This is a genomic window from Chryseobacterium mulctrae, from assembly GCF_006175945.1.
Taxonomy (GTDB): domain Bacteria; phylum Bacteroidota; class Bacteroidia; order Flavobacteriales; family Weeksellaceae; genus Chryseobacterium; species Chryseobacterium mulctrae.
Genome location: NZ_VAJL01000003.1, coordinates 20557 through 41172 on the forward strand (window position 1 = coordinate 20557; position 20616 = coordinate 41172).

Annotated in this window: 24 protein-coding genes; 19 read left to right on the forward strand and 5 right to left on the reverse strand. The window is 28.4% G+C overall.

Going from position 1 to position 20616, the window contains the following annotated elements; all coding sequences use genetic code 11:
* Positions 1-58: 58 nt before the first annotated feature.
* The 5 genes from FDY99_RS22650 to FDY99_RS22670 all read right to left on the reverse strand — a co-directional run bounded on the left by FDY99_RS22650 (position 59) and on the right by FDY99_RS22670 (position 5095).
* Positions 59-1228 carry a hypothetical protein gene (locus tag FDY99_RS22650; protein ID WP_139423934.1) on the reverse strand — a complete coding sequence of 390 codons (1170 nt, stop codon included), beginning with the start codon at positions 1226-1228 and terminating at the stop codon, positions 59-61.
* Positions 1229-1298: 70 nt separating this feature from the next.
* Positions 1299-3152 (reverse strand): hypothetical protein, encoded by a 1854-nt coding sequence (locus FDY99_RS22655; protein ID WP_139423935.1) that lies wholly within the window; start codon positions 3150-3152, stop codon positions 1299-1301.
* 77 nt (positions 3153-3229) lie between these two features.
* The gene (locus FDY99_RS22660; protein ID WP_139423936.1) at positions 3230-3952 is read right to left on the reverse strand and encodes a hypothetical protein; all 723 of its coding nucleotides are present in this window, start codon (positions 3950-3952) and stop codon (positions 3230-3232) included.
* On the reverse strand, positions 3949-4734 hold the full coding sequence (locus tag FDY99_RS22665) for a relaxase/mobilization nuclease domain-containing protein (RefSeq protein WP_162304206.1): 786 nt from the start codon (positions 4732-4734) through the stop codon (positions 3949-3951). The genes FDY99_RS22660 and FDY99_RS22665 overlap by 4 nt, the downstream gene beginning before the upstream one ends.
* Entirely contained in the window at positions 4724-5095 is a 372-nt protein-coding gene (locus FDY99_RS22670) for a plasmid mobilization protein (protein ID WP_139423938.1), read from the reverse strand. The genes FDY99_RS22665 and FDY99_RS22670 overlap by 11 nt, the downstream gene beginning before the upstream one ends.
* 612 nt (positions 5096-5707) lie before the next feature.
* Here FDY99_RS22670 and FDY99_RS22675 point away from each other — a divergent pair.
* From FDY99_RS22675 to FDY99_RS22765, 19 genes are all read left to right on the forward strand, one after another.
* Positions 5708-6478, forward strand: a complete 771-nt coding sequence (locus FDY99_RS22675; protein ID WP_139423939.1) for a ParA family protein — start codon at positions 5708-5710, stop codon at positions 6476-6478.
* A gap of 15 nt (positions 6479-6493) precedes the next feature.
* Positions 6494-6760 (forward strand): hypothetical protein, encoded by a 267-nt coding sequence (locus FDY99_RS22680; protein ID WP_139423940.1) that lies wholly within the window; start codon positions 6494-6496, stop codon positions 6758-6760.
* 281 nt (positions 6761-7041) lie between these two features.
* Complete coding sequence (locus FDY99_RS22685; RefSeq protein ID WP_139423941.1) at positions 7042-7749, forward strand: hypothetical protein; 708 nt, start codon at positions 7042-7044, stop codon at positions 7747-7749.
* An 18-nt stretch (positions 7750-7767) separates the two neighbouring features.
* A complete protein-coding gene (locus FDY99_RS22690; RefSeq protein ID WP_139423942.1) occupies positions 7768-8073 on the forward strand; it encodes a DUF4134 domain-containing protein in 306 nt (101 codons plus the stop codon).
* A gap of 4 nt (positions 8074-8077) precedes the next feature.
* Positions 8078-8383 (forward strand): hypothetical protein, encoded by a 306-nt coding sequence (locus tag FDY99_RS22695; protein ID WP_139423943.1) that lies wholly within the window; start codon positions 8078-8080, stop codon positions 8381-8383.
* A gap of 165 nt (positions 8384-8548) precedes the next feature.
* Complete coding sequence (locus tag FDY99_RS22700) at positions 8549-11071, forward strand: TraG family conjugative transposon ATPase (RefSeq protein WP_139423944.1); 2523 nt, start codon at positions 8549-8551, stop codon at positions 11069-11071.
* 54 nt (positions 11072-11125) lie between these two features.
* Entirely contained in the window at positions 11126-11710 is a 585-nt protein-coding gene (locus FDY99_RS22705) for a hypothetical protein (RefSeq protein WP_139423945.1), read from the forward strand.
* 4 nt (positions 11711-11714) lie between these two features.
* Positions 11715-12809 (forward strand): hypothetical protein, encoded by a 1095-nt coding sequence (locus FDY99_RS22710; protein ID WP_139423946.1) that lies wholly within the window; start codon positions 11715-11717, stop codon positions 12807-12809.
* A 7-nt stretch (positions 12810-12816) separates the two neighbouring features.
* Positions 12817-13518 carry a hypothetical protein gene (locus tag FDY99_RS22715; RefSeq protein ID WP_139423947.1) on the forward strand — a complete coding sequence of 234 codons (702 nt, stop codon included), beginning with the start codon at positions 12817-12819 and terminating at the stop codon, positions 13516-13518.
* Positions 13508-14578 (forward strand): conjugative transposon protein TraM, encoded by a 1071-nt coding sequence (gene traM / locus FDY99_RS22720; RefSeq protein ID WP_139423948.1) that lies wholly within the window; start codon positions 13508-13510, stop codon positions 14576-14578. Before FDY99_RS22715 ends, traM begins: the two co-directional genes overlap by 11 nt.
* Positions 14579-14596: 18 nt before the next feature.
* Entirely contained in the window at positions 14597-15277 is a 681-nt protein-coding gene (locus tag FDY99_RS22725) for a DUF4138 domain-containing protein (protein WP_139423949.1), read from the forward strand.
* Between the two features lie 7 nt (positions 15278-15284).
* On the forward strand, positions 15285-15857 hold the full coding sequence (locus tag FDY99_RS22730) for a hypothetical protein (protein ID WP_139423950.1): 573 nt from the start codon (positions 15285-15287) through the stop codon (positions 15855-15857).
* Positions 15858-15869: 12 nt separating this feature from the next.
* Positions 15870-17324, forward strand: coding sequence for a hypothetical protein (locus FDY99_RS22735; protein WP_139423951.1), 1455 nt, complete (start codon positions 15870-15872; stop codon positions 17322-17324).
* A gap of 193 nt (positions 17325-17517) precedes the next feature.
* The gene (locus FDY99_RS22740) at positions 17518-17757 is read left to right on the forward strand and encodes a helix-turn-helix domain-containing protein (protein WP_139423952.1); all 240 of its coding nucleotides are present in this window, start codon (positions 17518-17520) and stop codon (positions 17755-17757) included.
* A gap of 609 nt (positions 17758-18366) precedes the next feature.
* A complete protein-coding gene (locus FDY99_RS22745) occupies positions 18367-18597 on the forward strand; it encodes a helix-turn-helix domain-containing protein (protein ID WP_139423953.1) in 231 nt (76 codons plus the stop codon).
* 16 nt (positions 18598-18613) lie between these two features.
* The gene (locus FDY99_RS22750) at positions 18614-19234 is read left to right on the forward strand and encodes a recombinase family protein (RefSeq protein ID WP_139423954.1); all 621 of its coding nucleotides are present in this window, start codon (positions 18614-18616) and stop codon (positions 19232-19234) included.
* 18 nt (positions 19235-19252) lie between these two features.
* Entirely contained in the window at positions 19253-19477 is a 225-nt protein-coding gene (locus FDY99_RS22755) for a hypothetical protein (RefSeq protein WP_139423955.1), read from the forward strand.
* Between the two features lie 39 nt (positions 19478-19516).
* On the forward strand, positions 19517-19852 hold the full coding sequence (locus tag FDY99_RS22760; protein WP_139423956.1) for a hypothetical protein: 336 nt from the start codon (positions 19517-19519) through the stop codon (positions 19850-19852).
* 18 nt (positions 19853-19870) lie between these two features.
* Positions 19871-20215: a hypothetical protein gene (locus FDY99_RS22765; RefSeq protein WP_139423957.1), complete on the forward strand. Its 345-nt coding sequence runs from the start codon at positions 19871-19873 to the stop codon at positions 20213-20215.
* The last annotated feature ends 401 nt before the right edge of the window (positions 20216-20616 follow it).

The following is a 20616-nucleotide window of genomic DNA, read 5'->3' on the forward strand; positions in this document are numbered from 1 at the left end:
AACTCTTTAATCTCACCAACTAAACTTTTTAGAATAACTTTATCTCCGTTAATACTTTCTATCTGTCCTTTAAAATAATCGGCTTTTGATAAATTTCATCTTTATGAAACTCTTTAATCTCACCAACTAAACTTTTTAGAATAACTTTATCTCCGTTAATACTTTCTATCTGTCCTTTAAAATAATCGGCTTCATGATTAACAATTGCTAGTTTACCAATTTCTAATTTTGGTAAACTTCTATTCTGATTTACATTTTCTGAGATCCTTAATAATTTTTCTTCTCCATGTGGATAATGTGCTTTAATATTTCCATACTCAGTTATTGAAAAGCTAACAAGTAATTCATCATCATGTTTTGGAGAAGCTATTGAAACAGAACCTTCACTAATTAATATTTCTTTTTGTTTTGGTGAGATTTCAATTCCATCTAAAATATCAGGTATAGCCGATAAATAATAATCCATTTTTTCTTCATTGTAAATTTCATGAACAATATTCAAAAAATTATCAACTTGAATTTGATTATCAGATCCACTCTGTGCGTAAGTATTATCATTAACAATTTTTTCAATTAATGATACTTGATCTTCATCAGCTATAGATTTTAACTCTTTATATTTCTCCAATTTTTCATAACTAGAGGAATCAGCAAAAAAGTTATCAAATTCTTCAGCCTTACTTTTTGTATACAGTATTAACAATTCAATTTCTTCAGGAGAAAGAGTTCTGATTAATTCTTGTACAATCTCTTTTTTGTCTTTTTGATTTTCCATATTTTGATTTTGGTTTTGATTATTACTATTTATTAAGTCTCTTAATAAATATTGATCATCTGGATTGATTGGTCTTAAATAAATAGGATTAGCATCAAGATAATAATCAAATGTATATCCTATAGCTTCACACTCTGACTGGAATTTTTCACATTCATTATAAGAAATTCCATTTTCAATTTTTCCCTCCCATTTTTCATGAAGATCTTTTAACTCATCAGACATAAACTCATAATTTTCAAAAAGATCTATTTCTTGAAACAGTTCATCTTGTTTTAACTCATATAGAGTAAAGAAATATGCTTGTTTCTCATCTATTTGAGTATATGTTAAGCCCTGGCTTAATTCAGTCCTATTTGACAGTTCATTAGCCCACATATCGGACAATCTTTTATATTCTGGCCATGATAATTTTTCATTATCTCCTTTATTATCTTGAAGTTCAGTTGCCATATTTATAATTGCATTTTGGTTTTAATAATATAATATATAAAGAAATTAATACATAAAGATATTAATATCTTTACATTTTAATTCCGGTTCCCTTGTCTATTATTGTTGTTTTCGCAGTAAATTCTTGTGACTTGCCTTCCTTTATTGATTTTGCATAGTTCTCTCCCTTATTTGAATAATATAAAATATCGTTCAGCTGGGCATCATATTTCATATCGCTTTGATACTGAAGAGTACCATTTTTGTCGAATACTTCGAAAACAATCATCTTATTATCCAATAAATCTTTCTTTTGATCTTCAGATAATTTTTGTCCTTTCATTTCAAACTCATCAATTTTAAATTCATTGTTTTTAAAGACTGGTTTTAAAACTAGTTTTCTGTTTTCATCAAATTTAACTACTAGCTTAAAATCTTTATTTTCGGAAATTTTAAAACCTATTTGATCTTGCTTTATATATGTAGAGTTAAAGACCTGAGACATCTCTCCTTTCAATAGATTGATCTTACTTTCATTAGACAGATCATCATATTTTAATTGAATATTACTATCTACAAAAGCTTTTTGAACTTGTTCAATAGTATATTTTTGACCTTTAAATAATTTTGTAGTATTATCTTCAGAAACTTCTTTTACAGACTTATCATATAACTCAATCTTTAGTAAACCTTCATTTTCCCCTATAACTCTCCCCTTTTGATATTTCCCTTTATCTTCAAAAGAAACAATATCATTAATCGCAACTTTTTCTTTATTTACATTCAAAATCTCAATAATTTTTTCTTCAGAATGCAAGGAAAGTTCTTGTTTTTTTACTTCTACGAATTCAGTTATTACACTTGAGATACTATTGTCTTGGAGACTTTCATATTTTTTTATTAACTGTACCATATCTTCATCAGACAGTTCTCCATTCTTAAATTTATGCGTAAAATCGTCTATAAACTTAAGGTCTTCCAATTTGCTTTCTTCATTAATAACATTGACTAAAGCATTCATTCTTTTTTGTAGTGTTTGACTTTCATCCTCTATTATTGGTTGAAACATCTTATAAACAGCAGAAATTGTCTTTTTTGCTTGGAAAGATTCTGATTTCTTGATACAGACGAAAATCTCATTAAAAACGTCCTCAAAATTCGCGTTCCGGGCAACTCCCTTTAAAATGTTTTGTGAGTCTCGTAGTGAATCATCAAATAATTTTTTAAGAGAAAATTTATTTTTTGTTAGTGCCTTTTCTACTTTAGGGGAAATGATATGTTTAGTCTTTGAGCTAATTTCTAATTCAGGATTTACTCCTTCTTTTTTAATTAGGTCTTTCCATACATCTATCCCTGTTTTTTGTTCCAGAATTTTTGTTATTTCTTTATTTTGAATCAAAATTGATTCTTGATTTCTTAATAATTTTAAATCTTCTGGGTTTTCAGTGTCAGTTTGAAAAAATGGTATTACACTTGAAAAATTTTCACCATTATAAACAATATCTTCTCGTACAATACCGAAAATTTCAACTCCATCTTTAAGAAAAGAAACAAAATCATATCTCTCCTTATTATCTGGCTCCTTTAGTAACTCTTCAATTTGAGATCGTAAGATTAACGACTTATTCTCCTGGTTAATACGAGAAGCCTTTTTATCATTTATAAACCTTTTATTTAAATCTAAAACCTTGTCGATTAGAGCTTGTTTTTCTGATGGTGTTTTCGCAATTTCAGTAAAATTGAATTCTCCACCCATATCCTCTTGCAGCCCATTAAATGCATCGTCTTCAATTAAAAATTCATTTATTGAAGATTGGAAAAGGTCTATGTTCTCTGAAATCTCTTTTTCAGTAAGTTCATCTGTTTGTAATATTTCATACAATTCTTTGGAAGACAATAAATCAAGACTTCCAGTTTCTTTTAGTTTTTGTGATAATGTGCTCATATTTATTATTTTAGCTAACCAAATTTATGAAATAATTTCGTATTATTTAAAACAGCCTTATTTATTTCATAATATTGTCATAAATTTTGTTTAGGATTATTAGACTTATTTTTTATATTTTTCTCTGATTTATCAAATAAATCCAATATTTTATCAAATCCTTTTACTAGAATTTCCCCAATATTCGACTCTTGTGATTTCATATCATCTTCACTGATAACCTCTTTATTTATTTGATTTTGGAATTTCCAAACTTGGGATCTGTAGTTTTTAGCATGCACCATGTTAGAAATTTCATTAAAATCTAACTTGTTTATAGGTATTTTAACCGAAGCATAATCACTTTCTTTAGGGTTTTTATTTGAATAATTATTAAATCTTAATTTACCTTCATAAACGTCTGGCACCATCCCATTTTGAGCCATAAACATTACATAATGTTGAGGGTCTAAACTCTTTGATTTTGATGGATACAATTCTTTATATTTTTTATCGAGTACAAAAACTAGTGTATCATTATGATACTTATAATTTCTGTTTATCTTAGTTCCAAACTTTTGTTTTACACTACCGTAGCTAAGATCCCTGTTTATAGATGAAGGTTTGTAGTGAATGTTCTCTCTTTTATCAAAAAATCTGTAAGCAGCAACTACACCATTTTTATAAGTATACTTTACTTCAATATCTATTTTATTAAGTTCTTTTTCAAATATTTCATGAGTCAGAATATTATACTTTGCAAATACTTTGTTTTTTATAAAATCATTAATTTCTTTTTCTCTCTTTATTCTATAATTCAAATTGCTTTTAAAAAGTCTATCAATTTTCTTCTGGCCGGGTTACTATATAAAGTAGATGCATTTATTGGTAAATCATTTATTCCTTCCATTTTGTATTTATATCCGATTCTATCTATACCATCCTTATCCGTGTATTCATTAGTAATAACTTCTAGTCCCACTAACTTTAATTGACTATTGTACTCAGAAATAGATGTAGGATGATAATTTTTAAGAATATAATCTACAGCATATGAATATCTTTTTCTCTTATCTAGTGTATCCTGCAGCTCTTCTTTTATTACAATATCTTCAGGAACTTTCTTTAAACCATTTTTTACACTACTAACCAGAGTTAGTTCATACTTTTTTTCTAATTCTCTAGTTATAGTCTGAGATCTTAAAAAAAGATTTGAATCATTTATTATCTTCTTCCCTTCTGTTATTTTCGGAGTTACGATATGAATATGCGGTTGAAAAGTATCAAAATGCCTATAAACTATAAAAGGGTGATCTTCCGAAAAACCTAATTTTAGTAAATAATCTTTAGTTATTTCTAATAGTTTAATATTGTCTAGTTTCTTTAAATCTTCAATTGGAAAGTTTAAAGATATGTGCATGTTTTTATCCTTCCTTTTACTATCTCTTGTGTGCAAAGCGAAGTGTGAAATAACCACATTTTTATCAGCATCAGAATTGAAACCGGAGTAGTGTATTCTCTCAGCTTCTCCCTTTTTAACTTTCTTTTCGTTATACTCTATGAGTGGTTTTACTTGTTCTGTATGTGAAATATTAGCTATCAATTTTACTATTTAGTTTGGTTAGAATGTCCTCAAACATCTTATTCAAAATTGCAATTTCTGACTTAATATTACTAAGATCATTGTTATTTATCTCTTTTGTTGTATTAATTTTTTTTGCAATCTGATTAATATTACTACCTATTTTATTTACTTCTGAGATATATTTTTCAAAATTAATAGGTACATATATTTGTTTATTATTACCTAATAAAAGTGTTCTAAATCCCTCTGACAATGATAAATTATCAGGAATGTTTTTGATTATTTTTTTATATTCATCAATTGTTACATAAAACCCTATATGTTTATCTCTCCTTTTTTTTGGATCTTCAACTACTGGTCTACCTCCTTTATTTTTCATAAAAAATAATAAATTAAAATATATAAATATGCGACTGGAACGAGCATATTATTCAACTTGCTCCGCAGGACAAGGAGGTTTTTCTTGCAGAAAAACACAACTTGCTATGTTTAAACACAAACTTACGAAAAAAATATCTTAATATATTTATATATTAAAGGATCTTTTTGAAAATAACAGCAAATAAATTTATTTATATATAAATTCCTTTATATCTTATTTTACTATTTTGCAATATTACATATAAATATCTTTATATATTAATTCCTTTGATCAAACTTTTTAAAAAAATATATTAGTTCCTTTATGTCTTAATTTATTTATATTTTAATTTATAAATATTTTAATATTTTTATTTCTTTATATCAAAATTTTTTAATACATTTGTATATGTATATATTAATTTATTAATTCCTTTAAAAATTAGTGTCTTAATTTATTTATATATTTGTAGCTATATATATTCAATTTATGTTTAATTAAAATTTAATATTATGGAAAATGCTTTTGCTTTAATGTTTCATTTTACGGTACGTGTGATATTTAATTGTATAGCAACATTCATTAATCTCTTTGTTGCAATTTTTAAATTAATTATAAAGCGTAAATAATATGATAGTATCATTCAGTTCACAAAAAGGAGGATCCGGTAAAACATCTTCTACAATGTTAGGTGCCACATACATCAACTACTATTTTAATAAGAAAATTTGTGTTGTTGATGTAGATATCCAAAAATCACTTTTCAATAAAAGGAAAGATGAATTAGAATATATTCAGAATTTAGCAAATCAGAATAATGGCCAGCTGTTACCTCAGATGAGAGAAGCAAAAATGCTTAAGAAGCTAGACGAAGAAGGAAAGTCTTTGTTTCCAATCTTTGCTTATTCATTTAAAGATGACAACGTAATAGAAAAGATTCTTGATCTTGAAAAACAATATGATATTGTCTTCATTGATTTCCCTGGTACATTAGACTTTAAAGAAATTTCTTTCATTCTATTAATTCTAGACTATATATTCATTCCTTTCTATTCAGAAGAAAAGAATTTCAAGAGTGCTTTTGATTTTGAAAAAGTCCTGCGTGGAATAAAAAACAGTCAAATTGATTCTCCTAATTCATCACGTTTAAAGGATCATTATGCCTACTTTTTTAAGTACAATGAAAATACAACTAAAATGGAGTGGGAATTTTTAGAAAATATGTTTAAGAAGAGAGGAATCAATAAAATGAAAAACTCAATTCATGAAAATAAAAAGTTAGAAATGGAAGTTTCTACAGTCAATATTGTTAGTGGTGTTCCGTTAGCAAAAAGTCCAGTAAAATTTGTTGAGGAAATTATGTCTATTTTATTTCCAGACGAATTCACAATTAATCAATAAAAGATAGAAAAAGATATGAGTAAAAAAGATTACCTGTCAAACTTAGGAAACTCTTTAGTAGATGATTCAGCAGAAAATATTGTTGAAAAAAAATCTAATGAGATCGGGAAGATTATTAACAATGAAGGAGAACCCGAAGAAAAGCCAATAGGAGAGAGTGAAAACCATTCAGTAAATAAGAATGTTTCTTCTAAATATAAAAATAGAAATACTAGCTCTACTTCTCCAAAAAAAAACCTAAAAAAGAAATTGATACTCTCGCAAAATTTTCACCATCTGTAAAAAAAATTCTTCAAAAGAATAATGATCTTGAGTATTCTGATACTACAAATACCAAAATATCAAATGAAGCCAATAGAGCCTTAAAAATTATTTCTTTGTCTTCTGAGGTTCCTGGATATAAAGTAATGAGTAGTTTAATTTTAGACTTCTACAATAAACATAGTGAAGAATTTAAACTATAAGATATGTTGCTATATGTAATGTTCTTTATAATAACAGTTGTTCTAATAACTATTTTCTACATAAAAAGGCATCTAAATAAAGGAGAAGAAAATAAAACAATGCCGAAAATTTCACAAACTGTAAAAAATGAGATAGAACAATTGCCTGGTGACCAAAATTTAAGTTTTGATGTCAGAAATAATCAAACAGTTGAAATTGATACCACAAAAAAAGCAATTAAAAAAATAGTCAGACGCTATTCAAATATTAATTCTTTAACAGTTCAAACTGAAGAGCCTGATTTGATAAAAGAAGAAAATACTAAAGCTGCCGGACTTGAAAACATATCAATTAGTACAGGATCCGCTTTTGATGATATCGAAATAGATTTTGATACAATTAGTGACCAAGAAAATCAACCATCGTTGAGTGAGCTGACTTCAATAAGTGAAATAGTTTCGGATAAGGGTGAGACAGAATTATATAAGATACTTGATGTTTCTTTACATAATAAAATATCAAATCAATTGGAACAAATTTCACAAGGAGAATCTGATGATGATGATTTAATGGATGAGTTCAAGAGCTTTAAGTTTGCTAACTCTTATGCTGAGAATACAAATGATATTTTTAATGATCTAGACAATGTAGAGGATGAAGTAGAGGAAAAAGTAATTGAAAATGAAGAAAAAACACTTCAAAAAGATGAAATATTTACGGTTCATAACGAAAAATCATTTAGTTTTACCGAAGATTTAAATAGTACAACAGATAGCACTCTAGATTTCAATTTTGACTTTGAAGAAGTTGAAGAAAATGATAATTAAAAAATAAAATATTAAACAATGAAAAATGAATTAAATTACAAAAAAACGCTTAGAATTGTTACAGGAATGTTTGTTATTCTATTGCTATTAACTCCTGAAATGATGTTTGCAGACATTAATGGGGAAATTTCTAAGTGGAAAGGAACTGCCAGAACTGTTGGTAAATCCATTATTGGTCTTGCTGCTATTGGTGGTGCTGTCCTTACTTATTTTAAAATGCAAACAGATGATGGTTCTTCTGGAAAAAAGGCTTTAATGAATTATATTGGAGCATTAATTTTTGGAGCAGTAGCTTTTATCCTAATTGATGAATTTTTAAAATAAATCAATGAAAAACTTTCCAGTTATTAAAAACATCGGTAAGGAACCATTATATTTTGGTTTGAGTTTGAAATCATTTATGATTGTAATTATTGAACTCATTATCTCCATATTTTTAATAAGGGGGTTTGTGACACTTCTAGTTATTGTTCCTGTTATTGGCTTAACATATGCCTTTCTTGGTAAAATGGAAAAGGATCATGGAAATGATTTTTTATCAAAATTTATGAAAAGGTATTTAGAACATTTTGATGGTACTAAAATTGGACTGTCAGAGCTAAAAAAAACGATGAAAAAAAACGATGAAAATTAGACATACTTTACTAAATAATATTATCTAATTAGATAGTATATATCCAAAAATTTACTAATACAAAAATTAAAAGGATTTTAATTACCAGTCTTTAAAAGGTAATAAAAAAGTTTGTCTTCGTATATCTCGTAACAGTAAATTAAAAAATTATTAATAAAACTTTAAATGATGATTAACCCACCTAAAACAGATCATTTTGCACAATTTAATAAGATAGCTGCAATAGATGGAAATGTTATAAAAAACAAATCCAAAGATGTTGCTGTTTGTTATAGGATTCATCTTCCAGAGATATTCACGATGGGTGAGCCTGAGTTTGATTTGATCCATTCTGATTTTCTAAAAGCATTAATGGTTCTTCCGGAAGGAACTGTTCTCCATAAAAAAGATATTTTTAAACAAAAAATTTACAATTCTGAAAATCTTAAAACAGAGACTTATCTTCAGAACAGTACTGCAGAACATTTTAAAGGTAGAATTTACATGAGCCATGATTGTATTCTTTCCTTTATTCTTCCGGATATTCCTACGCTTAGGAAAAACTATGATAAACTTTCAATACTATCTAAAAAAAACACGGTAGCATCAATGGATGAGATTGAGAGTTTTCTGAATAGTGTTGAACAATCTATAAGTGTGATTAATTCATCAACTTTATTAAAAGCTGTTCCGCTAACAGAAGATGAGATATATGAGATTATCTTGGATGAATACACTTTATTTAAGGATGAAGTTGGAGACTATGTTTCATCAGGAAATGATTTTAGGATTGGAGACAATTATATTAAAATTTTCTCCCTGCGGGATGATGGCCAGCAAAAAGATGGAATGCTAAATAATTGTGTTCTTGATCGAAAAAGATCAACAGATAGTTCTCAATTTTTTAGATCATATTGCTATCCTTTAGCTTTGGATTTTAAAAAAGACCATATCTATAACCAATTCATCTTTATAGAGGATCAGACCAAAGTGAAGAAACAGCTTGAATTAAATAGTAAGCGTTTAGGATCATCTAGATTGTTAAGTAGAAAAAACCGATCATTAGCAGATCAAAATAATATTTTTCTAGATAGCGTAGAAAAGGATAATGTTAAAATTGTCCGTATGCATACTAACCTTGTTTTTTGGTCAGATGACAAAGAAGAACTAAAAAATATTACAAATAAGGTAACTGGGTATTATTCGCAAATGGATATTATTCCTTATAATAATTCTCATTTTGATAGAGATTATATTTATTTGGCTAATCATTTGGGAAATGGTGCTTTGTTGCCAGTTGAAGAAACTTTCCTATCATATTTGGACATTTCTTTATGTTATTTTACAACAGAAACTAATTATAAGTCTGATGAATCGGGAATCCTCTTCAATGATAGAATATCTAATGTCCCATTGTATATTGATGTTTTTCATAAACCCTATGAAACAAAGGAAATTCTTAACAGAAATTATATAATAGTTGCTCCATCAGGAGGAGGAAAATCTTTTTTATCGAAAAGTAAGCTAAGACAAAATATAGAAAATCCAGTTAATAATACTGTAGTGTTAAATGTCGGAGGTGATGATAAACTTTGCAGGATGTATCCGGAGGACACTCTATATTTTGAATACAAAGAAGGGCAGCCATTAGAATTAAATCCTTTTTGGGTATTTAATAAACAGATTAGCACGGGAAAAATTGAGTTTCTAACTGAATTTATTGGACTGCTATGGAAAACAGGAGAGGATCTTAGCAATGATGAAAAATCATCATTAGACAAAATTATCATCAAGTTTTATGAAATAGAAGATCTTTCTTTGGATGAAATAGAAGCTGATGAAGATAACAGATTGTACAAAGTCAAAAATTTTGATAATAATTCATTACCTAAATTCTACAACTTTATAAAAGAAAATTCTTCCCAAATAAAAGAAGAAACATTTGGTCTGTTCAATTTAGATTCTTTAATACTTAATTTAGAAAAGTATGCATCAGGAATGTATAGTAGCCTGTTTATTACAGGAGAACCAAGAACATTTGAAAGTAAAAAATATGTTGAATTCGAATTAGATAATATTAAAGACCACCCAATCTTATTTCCAATATTTGGAATGATTATTTCGGATCTGGTATTTAATACAATGTGGAAAAAAGATGATACTGAAAAGGAATTTTTTGTTGATGAAGCTTGGAAGGTACTCGAGAAGAAGGGAATGGTGAACCTCTTAAAATATCTATTTAAAACGATACGTAAATTCGATGGTTCCGTAGGTATAGCCATACAACAGATTACAGATTTACTTATCCTGGGAGAAGCTAATGAGGGGGCGATACTGGGGAATATGGCATTGAAATATATTCTTGATCATAGAGATGTATTAGGTGATGTTCCCATTTTACAAAAAAAACTCTCATTAAGCAATGCAGATGTAAGTATGTTGTTATCCATTAAAAACAATACAAAACCAACTTCTATAGATCCATTAGCTTACACTGAATTCCTGTTAAAAAAGGGCAGTAGTAATGCTAAAATTTTGAGATTAGAGGTTGCAAAACCTTGCTTGGCCATATATGAAAGTGACAAAAAGAAATTAAAAACATTTAATACTTTATATAGCTATCACAAGAAAAAAATGATACCTGCAATAAATAGTTATATAGATGTAGAGATTAACAAAACTAAATTAATTACGGATTTTTCAATTTAACCGTATTTATTTCAGGTAAAATTATTATATTTGTTTAACTCTAAAAATTACGATATGAAAAAGTTATTTTTAATACTATTCTCGGTGACTTGTTCATCAGTATATTCTCAATGGGTAGTTGAAGATCCAGCAGTAGCAGGCTTACTTGCATCTTTAACGCAGGAACAAGCTGTTTCTAATTCTAAAACAATTGTTCAGGCAGCAAACACGGTAAAACAATTACAATCACAAGGAAAATGGGTTAAAGAGACCGTTGAAAAAGTGGATAATGCAGTCAGAACCTTAAATGTTGTTACCGATATTCAGAAAAATGCAGTTGGAATTGTGAGTGACTATAGAAATGCAGCTAATTCTTTAAGAAGCTATAAAACATTGAATCCTCAGTATGTTCAAAATTCGTTAAATAGATTAGCGAACATTGTCAACAACAATCAGAAAACTGTAGATTTTTTCTCAAATATTATGAAATCAGATTTTCTAAAACTTTCATCCTTTGAAAGAATTAAATTATTACAGGATATCAATTCAAAATTATCAGGATTGCGAGCAAGTATATATAATATTAGTTCGGAAGCTTATCAAAAAAATCAAACTGCAGTAAACCGTCAATCAATATACGGAACACCAATCTTAAAATAAAAGTATGCTTACTTTACTTACATCAGGAATAGAAAACATAGAAGTTTCTTCTATAGTGAATAACATTTTTCAATCCGGAGGATTAGAAAAAATTACTTCAGGAGTTAAAGGTCTTGGATATATTGCACTTGTCTTTTATTTTGTAACTAAAATAACAGCTGTATTCTCCGGGAGCGAACAAATAACTCCAAAATTGTTTGGGCCACCTCTAATTTATGCAGCTATATTACTTAATTGGAATACAATAAACAGTCAATTAGATAGTGGGCTATTAGCAATTCAACAAGAGTTTCAAACAGCAACTCCAAAGGATAGTAAAAGTACAGCAGCCTATCAAAATATTATCTCAAAATGGAGTTCAATTCCATCAAGTGGAGTACAGGAACAACTTCCTCCCACAACTCTAGAGGAAGATAGTTCGTTCTTTAACTTTTCAAAAATAAAAGACAAAATATCTACAATAGTAGATATTATGAATAATCCTGAAATTTTGATATTAAAAACAATAATGTTTTTTACTCATGTTTTTAATACAGTCATTATTATGCTCTTTAATGCATTCTCATATATATGGATTAACCTTTTGAGAATTGGAGGTATAGTAGCTTTAGCTCTGTACTTCTTCCCAACATTTAAAGGAACTTTTACTAACTGGCTTAGAACTTATATTTCAGTTTATTTATGGATACCTGTTGGCTCTATTATGATTTATGTATCTGATCAGATTTTTTTGGCAATTGTAGCAAAAATAGGTAATGTAGATCTTCCAAGTATGATTGGAATGCCTATAGATCCTGAGTTATTAATGAAAATGACCTTTTTAGTAATTTCAGCTCTTGCAACAACTATTTTAAAACTGATCTTACTTTCAAAAGTTCCAAATGTAATTGGATATTGGTTAGGAGGTGGAAATTCTGGTGATATGTTTTCAGCAGCACCTACTATGGTTATGATGTCTACGAGTGTGGCAGGTTCAGCAGCTAATGCAGGTGGCCAAGTGGCATCAGGAGTATTAACTGGCGGAGCAAGTGCAGCAGTAGGTGGAGCAAGTGCAGCAGGAGGAATTGCTGGAAAAGCAGGTGAATCATTAAAAGGATAAAAGATTTATGGAAAATACAAAATTAGAAAATATTAAAAAATACTTTCAGCAATCAGATGATTCAGCAAATAAACTACGAAAAATAATGTTATTTGTTATTTCTTTCTCTTTATTAACAGTATTGGTAAGTGTAGGTTGTCTCTTCTATTTTTACTCGTTAGCCACATCAAATATATATGTAATGGATAAAGGAGGGAATATTGCAACAGCATTTAAACAGGATATAGAAGGGCAAAAAGAGGTTGAAATTGATAATAATGTAAGAATTATTTATAATACTTTTTTTACTTACAATTCAGGAAATTATCGAAGCCAGGTTAACAAGGGTCTAAATGTTATGGGCGAAAAAGGAAGACTTCTTTTTCAAACCTATAAAGAAGCTCAATGGTATAACAATGTTGTCCAAAATAACCTTGATATTTCTTCAGTAATTGACTCAGTAAAAATAGATGCACATGAAAAGCCATATCAATTCAAGGCATACGGAAGGCAATTTATACGAAGATTTAATATTGTTGAAGTTAGACGATTATGGACTCAAGGTGAAATGTATGATGTTCCAAGAGTAATGCAGAAAAATCCACATGGCCTTGAAGCAAATTTAACTATTACAGATAATAGAACCATAAAATCTGATTCAATTATAAATAGACAACAGAACCAGGCTAATTTACAGACAAACCAAAATACACAACAAGATGGCAATTAATTTTCAAGAACTTCTTAAAGACAAAAAAATAAAGAATGCCATTGTCGTTTGTGTGGCATTAATTGCAACCTGTATATTTCTTTATTTTATGTTTGGATCAGGTGATAAAAATGATGAGAGAAATGACAAAGTAGTAATGGTTGGTGATGATGCATCCAGATTAAACTTTGAAGTACCAACAAATCATGATAGTATATTAGAAGGAGGAACTAAGATAGATGCATATGATAAGAAGTTATCCGATTCCTTAAATTATGCAAAGCAGACAACAGATGCTCTAAATCTTTCTAATAGTAGCACATCTTCTAGTAAGACTAATGAAAATGCTGGATTTAGTGATGCAGAATTTGACCAAATGCGTAAGAAGTCACTAAGTAATTCATCACCTACTAATAGTCATAGTACATATGGTAATTCATCCATGTGGAGTAATGATGTACCATCAGGATCTAATATTGGATATAGTGAATTAGGGAATGTTATTACAAAACCACAAGCTTCTCCAAAAAGAAAAAACAGTAATACTTATCAAGCTGCACCGCCAGTAGAAGATAATATAAACTTCGAAACACAATTTAATACACCATCCCAATCGGTATCAACACCAAATGATAGAAATGTTGCTAAAGTAGGGAAATCAGTACGAGGAAAATTAATTTCATCAGGATATGCATCCAATGGAAGGAGCATGTCATTCGTACTTTTGGAAAATTTCACAATTGGTTCTGAATCAGTTAAAAAAGGACAAGTTATTACAGGAACTTCAATGATTAATGACAATAGAATAGTTGTCAATTTTAATACAATTAAAGTAAATGGAAAAGTTATACCAATTAATGCTAGAGTGGTAGGGTATGACGGAGGTAATGGGCTTCTTGTAAGAGGAGAACCAGGAAGTAGTAACGAGGCTGGTAATATTATTAGAGATGAAGCTCAAAGCCAAGCAAGTAGAATTCCGGTAGTAGGTGGAATTATAGGAAGAGCAACTTCAGGTAACTCACGTAAAGAAAACAAAATACAGCTTTCAAATAATGTTGAATGCACAATAATATTTAATTAAATTCAAAATAAACAGAATATGAAAAAGCAATTAATTCTAGTTTTTATACTAGCAAGTTTCTTAGGATTTTCACAAACTAAAAAGAAAGTCTACAAGAAAAAAACAACAAATAAGGGTTATGTAAAAAAGACTGTTGAAAACAAAACAGTTCCTATTGTAGATGTAAAAGAAGAACCCTCAATGATTGAAACTACAGAAAAACCTGTAGAAGTTAATACAGTAGAAGCAGTTCCTGTTAATGTGCAAGAAGAAAAGCCAAAATATGAAATTACAGCAGAAAAAATTCTTAAAGAAAAAGGATATATAAACAATAGAAATTCTGCAATAGTAAATGGCATAGAAGGATTTGTAAAAGGAGTTTACTCAGGAAACGGAAAAATCTATGTTTTACTTGAAATTGACAACAGAAGTAACATTAATTATGATATTGAAAGTGCAGTTTTTATAACGGCTCCAATTGAAAAAGGAAGAGCTTTATATGAAACTGATGAACAAGAAAAAACATTTATGCCTATTTTTTCTAATCAGCCTGAAAGTTTTTCTAGAAAAACTAAAAATAAATTGATCTATGTTTTTGACAAGTTTACAATTTCAGAAAATAAAACAATACAATTTGCATTAAAAGAAATTGAAGGAGAAAGATCATTAACATTAGAAATCAAACCAAAATATATTCTAGAAGCAAACAGTACAAAATAAAAATACAATGAACACAAAATTATTAATCATTTTTATGCTATTCTTAAGCATAATATTGAACGCACAGGGAAGAAGGTCAAATCAATCAGGTATACATGCAGAATACGGTTACATTGCCACAAGCGATACTATTAAAAAAGGTTCATTCATGGCAATAGCAGGTTACAATCATGTATTTGGAGATAAAGGACTATTGGGGAAAGTAGAAGCATTTTACCAAGATACTAAGGTTGGATACACAGATAATCAAATTCTGCCTTATCAAAAATATGGTTTGAATGTATCGGCAGGATATAGCTATGAAGGTTTATATCCGGTATTTCTAAATGCATATTTTGGTGCATTTGGTGCTTACGAAAATGTGAATGATGGAAATCAGAAAGATCCTAAATTTAACGCACAAATTCCGACGAAGGTAAAAGGATTTGTTTACGGTCTTTCAGGTTCTGCAGAAATTGAACTAGTCTTAGTAAGAAGGCTATCATTTTTAGTCAATTATACTCAATTTTATGACTTAAAAAGTGAATTTTCAAAATCTAATTACGCCTTTTTTGGAGGTTTAAAATATTACATCAATTAAAAAATACTTATTATGAAAAATTTATTTTATTTAATCATTGCTTTTTTTAGCTTAACATTTTCTTTAAATTCTTGCGAAGATGATGGAGATTGGGATGATATAACCGGAGGTCAATTTGGTTTTACAATAGAAAGAGATACTTACTTTATTGAAAAATCAGTAGGTGAAAGTAACCAGATAAAATTTAATATTGTACCCAATTACGATTATTCAACAGTGCCGATGAAGTTTAAATACACTTCATCACTAAATGGTACATTAAGTCTTAATGGTCAAAATTTGCAACAAAATGTAGAATATACTTTAACGAATAAAGAAAATATTTTTAGTTATGTTGGAAATGTACAGGGTTCTCACGACATAGTTATGATTGCTCGTAATGACAAAGGCATATCAAAAGAAGAGAAATTTACATTAGAATATGGAATTTCGGAGTTTACACATACGTTTTCAGGGGGAACTGCGAATATTTATCAATCTGATGAAACTCCATATCTAATGAAAATTGTTCCTAATGCTGGACAACCGAATACAGGATTTGAAATTAAATTTAATTCTTACAACGGTAATATTAAATTAAATGGTGTCGCTGTACAGACAGGACAGTTCTATCCGCTGCCAAATATTGATAACTTTACAGTAATTTTAGCAACTAATCAAGTTGGCCAGGGAGCATTAGATTATACAATTAAAAATGCAACAGTTCAAAAAAGTTATAATATTCAACAAACTGTAATTGCAAGACAAATTGTGATTGAATCAATGAATATCAATGCTCTAAATGTTTTACCAAATAGTCAAATGAGTTTGATAGGAGTTGTTAAAAAGACTCCCGTAACAACAAACACAACGATTAAATATAAAACATGGATTAGTGCTTCGAGTAATAATAATACTAACGGTATTCAAAATACAAATAATGCATATGTTCCCTATGCTTTAGGAGCTAATGGGGCATTCAGTATTAATTTCAATGCAGTACAAGCGGGTAATTACACTTATAATATTCAGGCTCAGGACGAATATGGTAATGAAAGTGCTGTTTCAACTTTTAATGTTGTTGTTGCTCCTGAAATTACATTTGTCGGTGCTATGGCTATGAATGTAGATTTTAGGTATGTATTACAATTTTCCGGAGTTCGTACATATTTAAAAGATTTCAAAAGGTCATTTAAAGCTGTAGCTGGTGGTTCGGCAACGATCATTAAAATTGAATACAATATTACATTTGATCACATGGGACAGGCAAGGAATTATAATTTTACAGAAAATGTAACGAATGGTACTAACATTTATGAAGTAACAGATGCTAATTTTGGAACAGGAACTTCAGAAATGGCTTATGTAACGAATGTACCAAATCCACCCATTACAAATTTGCAAGCTAAGATAAAGGCAACGTCATCAACAGGTGCGGTTCTTGAACAAACACTTACACCAACATATAATTTTACAATGGGATTATAATTTGAAAATGTTATAAAAAAAAAGAGCTTTCCTTCGGGAATGCTTTTTTATATTATTAATATTCATTATTTTTGGAATTATTAACTTATCTCATAACTTTAAGTTTATAATAAATACTATTTCTAACTAAGGTCAGTTCACGCTGACCTTTTTGCTTTTGATATATTTAGTACTTTTGATAAATAAAAAAAACATGTCTAAACATCCTAAGACCTTAGATAAAATCACAGATATTTTGCAACGGAAAAGAATAAATGAAAATCTAAGTTTATATGAATTAGAAAATAAAACTTCTAGTTTAGGTCTTAAAATATCTGCAGGAACTATTCAAAAGATTGAAAAAGGAGAAATTATCCCAAAAATAGATCAACTATTAATTTTATTGTCTGCATTAGGTAGTGAAATTGAGATTAGTAGTCTATTAATTAAATAGTTTATAAAAACGATACTTTTAGTAAACTTACATTTAGAGAGTAATTCAAGTAAATTTGGATTGTTTTTATATTTTATATTGTGTTTTACATTTTGAAAAAGTTTACAATTAAAATCTTGAGGTTTAAATAAACTAATTTAAAAATAAGGTTTACTTTATTGGTTTACTTTAATAAATATTTTATATATTTGTACAATAAACACCGGAGCAGGTGGATAAACTCTGCAAATAACATGGAATTTATAAGCTTTGGTAAAATTGAATCACTATCTATCTATATACTTATTATAGTAGTTTTTCTAATATTTTATATTCTTTATGATACTTTAAAACTTATCAGATATATAATTACCAATCATCCTGAGAAATACTTTAAATTAATGGAACTAGGAATTTCCATAATACTTATGATTTTCTTTAGTGCATTACTAATTGAATACAAATAATAAATTGATACACCGGAGCAGGTGGATAAACTCTGCAGATAATTTATGAAATACAAAGTAAAACCACACAAAGATTACTTTACATCTAAAGATGGGGCTATTTTTATATTCCTCTTTATTTTAATAGTAATAGTAGTAGACAACATTAATTTTTAAAAAAAATATGCAAAAATCAGATCTAAATGAAATTAAAAAATCAATTGGTAAGGTTATCATTGATAAAAAAAAACAACTACAAATTACCAATGAAGAGATATGTACAGCTGTTAATATAAAAGTGAATACACTTAACAAAATTGAACAGGGAATGTTTTCTCCAGGAATAGATCTTTTACTATTAATCTTTGAAATTCTAGAAATTAATTTAAAAATTGATTTAGAATTAATTAATTAAATATATAAATATTTTTATGAAATTTGGATACGCAAGGGTTTCAACTAAAGATCAAAATTTAGATGCCCAAATCAAGGTACTTAATAAACTTGGATGTGATAAAATATTCTTTGAGAAAATATCCGGAAAAAATATTGAAAGAACGGAACTTAATAAGCTTTTGGAGATAATTAGAGCTGGAGATACTATTATTGTAATTAAAATTGATAGACTAGCTAGATCTCTAAAAGATTTAATATTTCTTTTGGACGAATTTTCAGCAAGGGAAGTCATTTTGCAAATTGATACAATGCAATTTAATTTCACAACTCCGGAGGGTAGATTATTTGCCACATTATTTGGTAGCGTTGCGCAATATGAAAGAGAATTAATTAATGAGCGTACAATTGCCGGGATGAAAGCTGCAAGAGAAAATGGCAGAATAGGAGGGAAGCCTAAAGGTCTAAATGATGAAGCCAAAAAGAAAGCAACTAAAGCATACGATCTTAGAGTAAAAGAACTTTCTATTAATGATATTTTAATTACTGCTGGGATAAAGAGTAAAAGAACTCTCTACAGCTATCTGCGATACGAAGTTAAAAGACGAAGTATTTTAGAAAATAAAGAAATTTCTGAAGACGGTCTATGGTTATTATAATTTAATAATTAAAATTACATGTTACAATTCAAATCTGATAAATCAGCGATTGATGTACAATATGGCAATCCTCAAATTAATATAAATGAAGTTTTAATGGTAAGCGATTTATTTTCTTTCCATGATATAGAAAATATGAAAACTGATTTAGTACAAGATTATGGAACAGACAAATTTACTGTAAAACAAAGAGAATTTGTTATAATAGAAGAATTAACTGAAGAACCAAATTGCTTTATTTAATTAACACTTGAACCACTCAATAATTAAAATGTAAATACTATGAAACATTGCATTATTACTTTTTATAAATTAGGAAATCATTCTCTGCATTTCAAAGAATCTGGAGATATATTTGTTTCCGATGAAAACATTGTCGATGAAATACTGAAGATGAAAATTTTTGAAAACGGTTTACAGGCATTATTTGAATATAACGGAACTGAATATATGACCTCTGAAAATTTTAAAATTGAGAATGAAGATTCGATTGTAAAATTCGTTAGAGAATTAGCCAAAAATGATGAAATTGAAAGTATTGATATGTACGATTGCTTTACTTTTTCTTTTCCGGATGAATATGTCTACAATAGCCTTGATTGGAAACCACAAGAATAAATAATCTCAAAAAACGATATGAAAAAAACATTATTAACTTTATTACTTGGAATCATTATAGGGGTATCATTCATATATCTTGTATTTGATTACAAAAATAATCACCCTGTTAAAGAGAAAAATAATAAACTATTTTTGAATAAAGAAAAATATACATCATTATATCCTTCAGGCGACATCAAAGAGGATTCTTTATTAATAAAATTTGCTGAAGATAGCAGATATTGTTGGGATACTATTAAATTAATAAATGGTGAAGTTTTGACAGGCTCATTTGCAACTAATTTTGGTGATGGAGATTATTACTTAAGAAAAGAGGATACGCTTTTTATTCCTAAGGAAAGTGTTTTATATTATAAATAATCTCAAAAAACGATACAATGAAAAACTATTTTGTCCCATTTTTGGTTTGAAGCCTACTTACTGTTCTATGCCTGTTTTTGGTTGCATGCATTTACTTTCGTACTGGATATTTCGAATCTTCAATCTCTACAAATGAAACTACATTTCATTTTAAAGATGGGGATTCTATAACTACTCATAAATACTATCGAGATTTATCCGGAAATTGGATTTTACTTTTCGTCGACTGACCCCTACTTGATAAAAAAGTAATTGTTTCAAAAGATGGATGGATTTCAACCTCTGTAAGTACTAACTAAAATGATGTCAAAAAGCTTTTAAAGAATTGAACAAATGGAAAAAAGGGAGAATAATTTTAGACAATTCTTCAAAATAATTAATCTCAAAAACTATAAAATAAT

Excerpts from the sequence above, each read along its gene's own strand:
- FDY99_RS22730 (WP_139423950.1), top strand. The coding sequence starts at position 15,285 with ATGAACACAAAATTATTAATCATTTTTATGCTATTCTTAAGCATAATA.
- FDY99_RS22670 (WP_139423938.1), bottom strand. The coding sequence starts at position 5,095 with ATGAAAAATAAAGGAGGTAGACCAGTAGTTGAAGATCCAAAAAAAAGG.
- FDY99_RS22685 (WP_139423941.1), top strand. The coding sequence starts at position 7,042 with ATGCCGAAAATTTCACAAACTGTAAAAAATGAGATAGAACAATTGCCT.
- FDY99_RS22695 (WP_139423943.1), top strand. The coding sequence starts at position 8,078 with ATGAAAAACTTTCCAGTTATTAAAAACATCGGTAAGGAACCATTATAT.
- FDY99_RS22760 (WP_139423956.1), top strand. The coding sequence starts at position 19,517 with ATGAAACATTGCATTATTACTTTTTATAAATTAGGAAATCATTCTCTG.
- FDY99_RS22650 (WP_139423934.1), bottom strand. The coding sequence starts at position 1,228 with ATGGCAACTGAACTTCAAGATAATAAAGGAGATAATGAAAAATTATCA.
- FDY99_RS22735 (WP_139423951.1), top strand. The coding sequence starts at position 15,870 with ATGAAAAATTTATTTTATTTAATCATTGCTTTTTTTAGCTTAACATTT.
- FDY99_RS22655 (WP_139423935.1), bottom strand. The coding sequence starts at position 3,152 with ATGAGCACATTATCACAAAAACTAAAAGAAACTGGAAGTCTTGATTTA.
- FDY99_RS22680 (WP_139423940.1), top strand. The coding sequence starts at position 6,494 with ATGAGTAAAAAAGATTACCTGTCAAACTTAGGAAACTCTTTAGTAGAT.
- FDY99_RS22715 (WP_139423947.1), top strand. The coding sequence starts at position 12,817 with ATGGAAAATACAAAATTAGAAAATATTAAAAAATACTTTCAGCAATCA.
- FDY99_RS22745 (WP_139423953.1), top strand. The coding sequence starts at position 18,367 with ATGCAAAAATCAGATCTAAATGAAATTAAAAAATCAATTGGTAAGGTT.
- FDY99_RS22755 (WP_139423955.1), top strand. The coding sequence starts at position 19,253 with ATGTTACAATTCAAATCTGATAAATCAGCGATTGATGTACAATATGGC.
- FDY99_RS22710 (WP_139423946.1), top strand. The coding sequence starts at position 11,715 with ATGCTTACTTTACTTACATCAGGAATAGAAAACATAGAAGTTTCTTCT.
- FDY99_RS22725 (WP_139423949.1), top strand. The coding sequence starts at position 14,597 with ATGAAAAAGCAATTAATTCTAGTTTTTATACTAGCAAGTTTCTTAGGA.
- FDY99_RS22690 (WP_139423942.1), top strand. The coding sequence starts at position 7,768 with ATGAAAAATGAATTAAATTACAAAAAAACGCTTAGAATTGTTACAGGA.
- FDY99_RS22675 (WP_139423939.1), top strand. The coding sequence starts at position 5,708 with ATGATAGTATCATTCAGTTCACAAAAAGGAGGATCCGGTAAAACATCT.
- traM (WP_139423948.1), top strand. The coding sequence starts at position 13,508 with ATGGCAATTAATTTTCAAGAACTTCTTAAAGACAAAAAAATAAAGAAT.
- FDY99_RS22765 (WP_139423957.1), top strand. The coding sequence starts at position 19,871 with ATGAAAAAAACATTATTAACTTTATTACTTGGAATCATTATAGGGGTA.
- FDY99_RS22705 (WP_139423945.1), top strand. The coding sequence starts at position 11,126 with ATGAAAAAGTTATTTTTAATACTATTCTCGGTGACTTGTTCATCAGTA.
- FDY99_RS22750 (WP_139423954.1), top strand. The coding sequence starts at position 18,614 with ATGAAATTTGGATACGCAAGGGTTTCAACTAAAGATCAAAATTTAGAT.
- FDY99_RS22740 (WP_139423952.1), top strand. The coding sequence starts at position 17,518 with ATGTCTAAACATCCTAAGACCTTAGATAAAATCACAGATATTTTGCAA.
- FDY99_RS22700 (WP_139423944.1), top strand. The coding sequence starts at position 8,549 with ATGATGATTAACCCACCTAAAACAGATCATTTTGCACAATTTAATAAG.